The following is a 7,842-nucleotide window of genomic DNA, read 5'->3' on the forward strand; positions in this document are numbered from 1 at the left end:
CTGCGGGTGGCCAAGCCGACCTCGCCGATGAGCGTGGGCACCTGGACCCTGGTCGCCTACGGGCCGGGGGTGGCCGTCGCCGCGGCGGCCGAGGTGCTGCCGCGGCGGTGGTGGCTGGGCAGGCTGCTGCGGCGGGCCGCGCTGCCCTCGGCGGTGTCGTCGGCGGCGCTGGCCCCGGCGGTGGCCTCGTACACGGCGGTGCTGCTGTCGCAGACCGCGGTGCCCGCCTGGCACGAGGCGCACCCGCACCTGCCGCTGGTGTTCACCGGGTCGGCGGCGGCGAGTTCGGGCGGGCTCGGCATGGTGTGCACGCCCCTGGCGCAGGCCGGTCCGGCACGGGCGTTCGCCGTCATGGGCGGTGTGGGCGAACTGGTGGCCTCCCGTGTGATGGAGTCCGGGCTGGGGTTGGTGCGCCAGGCGTACACCACGGGCCGCCCGCACCGGTTGCGGCGCTGGTCGGAGTACCTCACCGCGGGCGGCGTGCTGGGCGCGGCGCTCGGGGCGCGGCGCAGCCGGGTCGTCGCCGTGGCCTCCGGGCTCGCGCTGGTGGTGGGCAGCGCTTTGCAGCGGTTCGGCGTGTTCGAAGCCGGAGTCGAGTCCACTAAGGACCCGAAGTACGTCGTGGTGCCCCAGCGGGAGCGGCTGGACTCACGGCAGCACGACGCGGCCGGTGTCGCAGACCCGGCGCGTCAACCCCAGTGAGTCCAGCAGTTCCAGCAGCGGCACCGCCACCCGCCGCGTGGTGCCCAGCGCCTGCTTTGCCTGGCTCGCCGTGAACGGCGCGGGCAACTCCGCCAGCACCCGCGCCGCCCGCCCCGGCGCGTCCGGACCCAGCACCACCCCGTCGGCCAGCCGCAGCAGCCTGCCCACCCGCACCGCCGCGCCGATCTCCCTGGCGCCCAAGCCGAGTTCGGCCAGCCGCGCCGCGTCCGGGGCGGCGAACGGGGCTCGCGCGAGGTCGGCCTCGACCGCCGCGACCGCGCGGTCCACCGGGTCGGGCAGCGCGGCGGCACCGGGCACCTGCCCGTCGACCACCGCCAGTCCCGCCTGCGCCAGCAGCGGCACGGCGACCTCGGCGGCGATGCCCATCCGGTGCGCCATGGCCTCCACCGGAGCCCCGGAGGCCAGCGGGTGCTCCCGCCGCCACCGCTGGACCTCCTCCGGAACCCGCCGCACCAGCTCCGCCCAGCGCGCCGGATCGGCCCGCCACCGCCCGACCGGCGTCCCGACCTCGCCGAAGCCGAGCACCCGCAGCTCCCGCGCGAGCACCAACCCGCGTGCCGCCAGGTGCGCGCGAGCCGCGTCACCGGCCAGGTCCAGCCCGCGCTGCCGCGCCGCGCCGCGCCGGTCCAGCGCGGGCGGGCGCGCGTCCAGCACCACGACGCCGTCCACGATCCGGCGTCGTCCGGGGTCTCGCAGCAGCCCCCGGTCACCCGCGCGCAGCGGCAGCGGGCGCGTCAGGACCAGCCGCGCGGTGTCCGTCCCCAGTGGACGGACGTGGGCGGACACCGCCGCGGAACCCACGTGCAGCACCGCGTTCCGCGGCGGTTCGGCCGCTCCCACCAACCGGACGTCCAGCACCCGCGTCATGGGCCAGGCGTCCGGGGTGAGCAGGGCGTCGCCGCGGCCCACCCGCTCGCGCTCGACGCCGCGCAGGTTCACCGCGACCCGCGCCACCCCGACGACCCGCCGCGCGCTCTCGCCCAGCGCCTGCAGCCCGCGCACCGCCACGCGCCCGCCCGTGCCGGACAGCACCAGCTCGTCACCGACCTCCAGCGCCCCGGCGCCCAGCGTGCCGGTGACCACCGTGCCCGCACCGCGCACCGTGAAGGAGCGGTCCACCCACAGCCGCACATCGGCGCCCGGATCGGGGTCGGGCAGCGCGCGCACCAGCGCGTCCAGCTCGGCGCGCACCTCGTCCAGCCCCGCTCGGGTGCGCCCGCTGACCGCCACCGCCCGCGCCTCCCGCAACGACGTCCGCGCCAACCGCTCGCGGGCCTGCGCCAGCGCCGGGCCGGGATCGGCCAGGTCCGACCGGGTCACCACGAGCAGCCCGTGCCGCACCCCCAGCCCGTCCAGCGCGGCCAGGTGCTCGTCCGACTGCGGCATCCACCCCTCGTCGGCGGCGACCACGAACACCACCGCGGGCACCGGTCCGACACCGGCCAGCATGTTGGTGGTGAACCGCTCGTGGCCGGGCACGTCCACGAAGGCCACCTCGCCGCCGGGCAGCCGGGTCCAGGCGAACCCCAGGTCGATGGTCAGGCCGCGCCTGCGCTCCTCGGCCCAGCGGTCGGGCTCCATCCCGGTCAGCTCGCGGATCAGCGTGGACTTGCCGTGGTCCACGTGCCCCGCGGTGGCGATCACCCGCACCGCAGCACCGCCTGGCACAGCCGCTCGTCCTCGGCCGGGTCGACGGTGCGCAGGTCCAGCAGGCAGCGCCCGCGCTCCACCCGGCCCACCACCGGCGTCCGGTCCACCCGCAGCGCGCCCGCCCACCGCTCGGGCAGGCTCACCGCCGCGCTGGGCAGCTCCACTCCCGGCGCCCCGCCGCCGCCCACCGCCGCCACGCTGTCCACCACCGCGGCGTCGATCCCCTGCTCCACCAACGCTTTCACCAGCAGCTCGGCGCGGTCGCGCAGCCGCCGCGCGTCGACCTCCAACGCCTGCCGCACGGGTGGGGTCGGTCCCAGCAGGGTCGCCTCCAGAGCGGCCAGCGCCAGTTTGTCCACGCGCAGCGCCCGTGCCGCCGGGTGCCGCCGCAACCGGTGCACCAGCCCCGCCTCGCCCAGCAGCAGCCCCGCCTGCGGACCGCCCAGCAGCTTGTCCCCGCTGGCCGTCACCAGGGCGGCGCCCGCGCGCAGCGCGCCCGCCGCGTCCGGCTCGTCGGGCAGCAGCGGGTGCGGCGAGAGCAGCCCGGAGCCGATGTCCACGACCAGCGGCACGCCCAGCCCGGCCAGCTCTCCGACATCGGGGGCGCTGGTGAACCCGGTGACCCGGAAGTTGGACGGGTGCACCCGCAGCACGAACCCGGTCCCGTCGCCGACCGCCTCGGCGTAGTCGCGCAGGTGGGTGCGGTTGGTGGTGCCCACCTCCCGCAGCCGCGCACCGGCCGAGGTCAGCAGGTCCGGTATGCGGAACCCGTCGCCGATCTCCACCAGCTCGCCGCGGCTGACCACGATCTCCTTGCCGGGTGCCAGCACCATCGCGCACAGCAGCAACGCGGCGGCGTTGTTGTTCACCACGTGCACGTCGCCCGCGTCCGGCACGGCGGTCCTGAGCGCCGCCAGCGCCCCTCGTCCGCGCTGCGTCCGCTTCCCGGTGACCAGGTCGAACTCGACGTCCGCGCACCCGGCCGCGTCCGCGACGGCCCGCGCGGCGGCCCTGGACAGCGGCGCCCTGCCCAGGTTGGTGTGCACGACGACGCCGGTCGCGTTGATCACCGGCCGCAGCGAGGACGGTCCCGGCGGGAGCGCCGCCAACACCGCCTCCACCACCCCGTCGGGCGTCAGCACCCCCTCGCGGGCCTCCCGCTGGGCCCGCCCGACGGCAGCCTTGACCACCGCCCTGCCCAGCTGCGCGACCGCCGCGGCCACTCGCGGCTCGGCGAGCACCGCGTCCGTGCGCGGGATGGCGCGCCTGGGGTCGGTCACCGGGCACCGCCGTGGCGGAGGCGGACGGGAATCGAACCCGCCAGCGGCAGGTGCTGCCGCTCAACGGTGTTGAAGACCGCGCCGGTCACCAGACCGGGTACGCCTCCTCGGGCCATCGCCCAATCCTGCCCTCGGCGCGGCTCGGGCGCGAACCGGAGCTCCGACACCGGCCGTTCAACCCCAGGCGGTTGACCGGCTCCCGCCGGTGCAGCAACGTCTGTGCCGCCCCGCCATCTCGCCGCATCCCTGCTACCGGAACGAGAGGCCCCTGTGACCGTGCCCAAGACCCGGCCCAAGACCCGACCCCGCCCCACGCGGAGGCGACTGCTGCCCGGCCTGCTCGGCGCGACCCTGCTCGCCGTGCTCGTGCCCGGCACCGCCTGGGCCGACCCGCCCCAGGCGATCCCCGCGAGCTTCACCGCCGCCGACGGCAGGTGGCAGCCCGCCTTCGACTACGACACCGACGGCTGCTACCCCACCCCCGCGATCTCCCCGACCGGCGTCGTGGCGACCGGGCTGAAGAACTCCGGCGCGCTCAACGGCCAGTGCCGCGACCGGTCCGACCTGGACAACACCAACTCCTACGCCCGGTCCAAGTGCAACAACGGCTGGTGCGCCCACCTGTACGACCTGTACTTCGAGAAGGACCAGGCGGTGCCGGGCATTGACTGCTGCGGCCACCGGCACGACATCGAGCACGTCGTGGTGTGGGTCTCGGGCGACCAGGCCCAGTACGTCTCGACCTCCGCGCACGGCCGCTACTCGACCTACCCGCGCGCGCAGGTCGCGTGGGAGGGCACCCACCCCAAGATCGTCTACCACAAGGACGGGCTGAGCACCCACTGCTTCCGCCTGGCGGACGCGGCGGAGCAGCCGGAGAACCACCACGGCTCCTGGCAGTACCCCGACCTGGTGAGCTGGGACCACTTCCCGCCCGGCGTCCGCGACACCCTGGTCCGCGCCGACTTCGGGAGCGCGAGCCTGGGCATCAAGGACGGCGCGTTCGCCGCTGAACTGGCCAAGGCCAAACCCGCGGGCATCCCGTTCGACCCGAACGCCTGACCGGTCCCACCGGTGGCGGAGGGCGGTGCGCCCTCCGCCACCGGCCATCAGGTGGTGGGCACCACGTCCCGGTGGTGCCCGGTGGTGGGAGGCGCGGTCCGAGTACCCGGTCCGCGTGACCGCCACACCCACGTCGACGAGCACTACTCGGACTGTCCGCGCTGCCGGTCACCACCCGGCATTTCCGGGAAATCCCCGAAACGGGGAATCCGGCGGCGGACGGGGGAATCACAGGTCGACCAGGCGGGGCAGGTTCAGCGGATTCTCCTCGCGCAGCCCCTCCGGCAGCAGGTGCCGGGGAAAGCCCTGGAACGCCACCGGGCGCTGGAAGCGCGCGATCGCACCGCGGCCGAGGGCGGTGCGCTGCGGCGCGGTGCTGGCCGGGTACGGGCCGCCGTGCTGCATCGCGGGGGTCACGGCCAGCTCGTTGGGCCAGTCGTTCCACACCACCCGGCCGCTGCGCTCGACCAGCTCGGGCAGCAGGTCCAGCAGCACCTCGTCGCAGTTCTCGCCCTGCACCGCGGTGGTCAGCTGGCCGGGCAGCGCCCTGGCCACGGCCAGCAGCTCGTCCTCGGTGTCGTAGTGCACCACCAGCCCCAGCGGGCCGAAGCACTCCGCGAGCAGGTCCGGCGAGCGCACCACCGCGGCGGCGGTGGTCAGCAGCAGCGTCGGCGAGTGGCCGTCGGCGGTGGGCTCGCCCGCCACCAGGGTGGTCACGTCCGGGTGCTCGCGCAGCACCGCGACCTCCCGCTGGTAGCGCTCGGCGAAGCGCTTGTCGAACAGCGGGGAGCCGCCGCGACGGCGCGCGGTGTCCGCCGCGACGGCGGTCAGCACCGACGTCGCGGGCACCACCAGCGCGCCGGGTTTCGTGCACAGCTGGCCGCCTTCGGCGGTCAGGGCCCCGACGAAGCCCTCGGCGATCTCGGTGCCGCGCCGCGCGGCGGCGCACCTGGTCACGAACACCGGGTTGATGCCGCCGAAGCCGCCGAAGAAGGGGATGGGCTCCTCGCGGGACACCGCCAGCGCCAGCAGCTGCTTGCCCACCGACGCCGAGCCGGTGAAGGCCACCGCCTTGACCCTGGGGTCCAGCAGCAGCTCGCGACCGCTGCGCTCGCCGTGGACGACGTCGAACACGCCCTTGGGCGCCCCCGCCTCGCGCAGCGCCTGGCGCACCAGCTCGGCGGTGCGGTCGGACAGGCCGGGGTGGGCGGGGTGGGCCTTGAAGACGACCGAGCACCCGGCGGCCAGCGCGGAGGCGGTGTCCCGGCCCGCCACCGAGGCCGAGAAGGGGAACGCCGAGGCGCCGAAGACCACGACCGGGCCGAGCGGGACCATCGTCCGGCGCAGGTCCGGTCTCGGCCCGGACGGCCAGTGCCGGTCGGCGTGGTCGACCACCAGTTCCAGGCAGTGGCCCTCGGCCACCTCGCGCGCGCACTCGCGCAGTTGGAAGGTGGTGCGGCGCAGCTCCGCCCGCAGCCGGTCCTCGGGCAGCCCGACCTCCCGCGCGGCGATCCCCACCAGCTCGTCGGCGTGGCGGTCGAGGGTGTCCGCCACCCGCCCCAGCGCGGCGGCGCGCTTGGCGGGCCGGGCCCCTCCCCAGGCTCGGACGGAATCCGACGCGTGCTGGAGGACGGATTCCCATTCGTTGGCTTCCATCACCGCTCCCGATCAAGTCCGGAATTCCTCTGCGCCGGACCAAGGTAAGCGTAGACTGAGATCTGCGACACACCCCTTGGAACAATGTAGTTGTTCACCTAGTCGGGTAATTCCGCGGTAATTCCGGGGCATGTCGGGGCCATCGCGCGGTATCTTTCCGGCGCCCGTTCCGCGCTCTCGCCGCAGCCGACCGGGAGCGGGTGCGAGCAGGCCCCGATGCGCGCCGATCGCGGTAGCGTGGTGTCCACGGGCACGCCGGCACAGGAGCGCAGGTGGACGAGAGCACCCGCAACGAGGTCTCCGGGACGGTCGACGGCGTGGTGGTGCAGGCCGGCGTGATCCACGGCGGCGTGCACGTCCACTCCCCCGACGACCGGCGCCTGGCCAACGCCTACGAGGAGGTCGAGCGGGTCCGCCGACAGCTGGCCGAGAGCGTGGCCGCGGAACGCGACATCACCAAGGTCGTGTGGGTGCTGCAAGTGGTCCTGGCCCAGGCGCGGGCCACCGTCGCGCACCTGACCGGGGACCGCGACCACCTCCGGGACGAAGCCGACCGGCGGCGCGCGGAGCTGGCCCGCGCGCGCCAGGCCCAGGCCAGGACCGAGCAGCGGCTGCGGCGTGCCGAGCAGGAGCGGGAGAACGCGCTGCGCCTGGTGGAGGTGGCGCGGCGGAAGGCGCGGGCACTGCAGGCGCGGACGCACCGGGAAACGCCCGCCCACTTCCCGCCCGCACACTCCCTGCCAGCCCTGGAACCGGCCGCGCTGGAGGCGGGCCTGGACAACGTCGACGCCTACCTCGACGCGCAGGACGACCGGCTGGACCGGTTGTCCGCGGCGCTCGGCACGTCCCCGGCGGACCAGGCGCCCCACCCGCCCACCGAGGACCGGCGGCCGGAAGTGCTCCTCCCCCTGGTCGCCGCCCTGCTGCGGATGCCCGCACTGGCCGAGGCGAGCAACCGGAGCACGATCATCCGGCTGGTCGGTCACGAACTGGGCACCGGGCTGGTCGTCCCGGAGAGCGCGCACCCCACCGTGCACCTGTCCAACCTCGTCCTGGCCTGCCTGGAGCACAGCGGCGGCCTGTCCGCCCTGCTGCGGGTGCTCGACCACGTCGAGCACGACTCCACCCCCATGCGCGAAGCGCGCCGGGCGGTGGACGAGCTGACCACCGGGCAGTCGTGAGGGATTCCCGGTGACCGGCCCCGCGCGTCACCGCAAGCGCTGTGCCCGCAGGACGGTGTCGCGGGTGTGGTGCGTGCCCGCCGGGGCGGGGGCGGTCCGCGGGCGGGTTTCGGCGATCAGGACGGTCCAGTCGTGATCGAGGAGCCCGGCGATCTCGTCGGGCCAGTAGTAGTCGTCGGGGTCGAAGTCGCGCTCGCCGTCCGCGGCCAGGTCGGCGAGGTCGTGGCTGACCACGAGCAGGGTTCCGCCGGGGGTGACGGCGTCCAGCAGACCGCGCAGCGCGGTGTGGC

Annotated in this window: 6 protein-coding genes, 1 tRNA gene and 1 pseudogene; 3 read left to right on the forward strand and 5 right to left on the reverse strand. The window is 75.5% G+C overall.

The genetic code is table 11. From position 1 onward, the window contains the following. Window positions 1-702, forward strand: a 702-nt coding sequence (locus IEZ00_RS37475) for a polysulfide reductase (RefSeq protein ID WP_229796334.1), incomplete at its 5' end; no start/stop codon positions are given. Here the strand turns inward: IEZ00_RS37475 and selB are convergent. The 3 genes from selB to IEZ00_RS32680 form a co-directional block, all read right to left on the reverse strand. Beyond that, complete coding sequence (gene selB, locus IEZ00_RS32670; protein ID WP_373293245.1) at window positions 649-2,391, reverse strand: selenocysteine-specific translation elongation factor; 1,743 nt, start codon at window positions 2,389-2,391, stop codon at window positions 649-651. The genes IEZ00_RS37475 and selB overlap by 54 nt on opposite strands. Then, entirely contained in the window at window positions 2,364-3,653 is a 1,290-nt protein-coding gene (gene selA, locus IEZ00_RS32675; protein ID WP_189227240.1) for an L-seryl-tRNA(Sec) selenium transferase, read from the reverse strand. The genes selB and selA overlap by 28 nt, the downstream gene beginning before the upstream one ends. Before the next feature lie 12 nt (window positions 3,654-3,665). Beyond that, window positions 3,666-3,760 (reverse strand) — tRNA-Sec (locus IEZ00_RS32680). Window positions 3,761-3,977: 217 nt separating this feature from the next. Between IEZ00_RS32680 and IEZ00_RS32685 the strand changes: the two genes are divergently transcribed. Further along, the gene (locus tag IEZ00_RS32685) at window positions 3,978-4,715 is read left to right on the forward strand and encodes an NPP1 family protein (protein ID WP_229796340.1); all 738 of its coding nucleotides are present in this window, start codon (window positions 3,978-3,980) and stop codon (window positions 4,713-4,715) included. Window positions 4,716-4,943: 228 nt separating this feature from the next. On the opposite strand, the gene IEZ00_RS32690 is transcribed toward IEZ00_RS32685, so the two are convergent. Then, window positions 4,944-6,371, reverse strand: a complete 1,428-nt coding sequence (locus tag IEZ00_RS32690; protein WP_189227241.1) for an aldehyde dehydrogenase family protein — start codon at window positions 6,369-6,371, stop codon at window positions 4,944-4,946. A 272-nt stretch (window positions 6,372-6,643) separates the two neighbouring features. Between IEZ00_RS32690 and IEZ00_RS32695 the strand changes: the two genes are divergently transcribed. Beyond that, window positions 6,644-7,552: an effector-associated domain 2-containing protein gene (locus IEZ00_RS32695; RefSeq protein ID WP_189227242.1), complete on the forward strand. Its 909-nt coding sequence runs from the start codon at window positions 6,644-6,646 to the stop codon at window positions 7,550-7,552. A gap of 27 nt (window positions 7,553-7,579) precedes the next feature. Here the strand turns inward: IEZ00_RS32695 and IEZ00_RS37480 are convergent. Then, window positions 7,580-7,842: pseudogene (locus tag IEZ00_RS37480) on the reverse strand (SAM-dependent methyltransferase); the annotation flags it as partial.

It is taken from the genome of Saccharothrix coeruleofusca (assembly GCF_014648515.1).
GTDB classification, from domain to species: Bacteria; Actinomycetota; Actinomycetes; order Mycobacteriales; family Pseudonocardiaceae; genus Actinosynnema; species Actinosynnema coeruleofuscum.

Coding starts and splice junctions, on each gene's coding strand:
- IEZ00_RS32690 (WP_189227241.1), bottom strand. CDS start 6,371: ATGGAAGCCAACGAATGGGAATCCGTCCTCCAGCACGCGTCGGATTCC.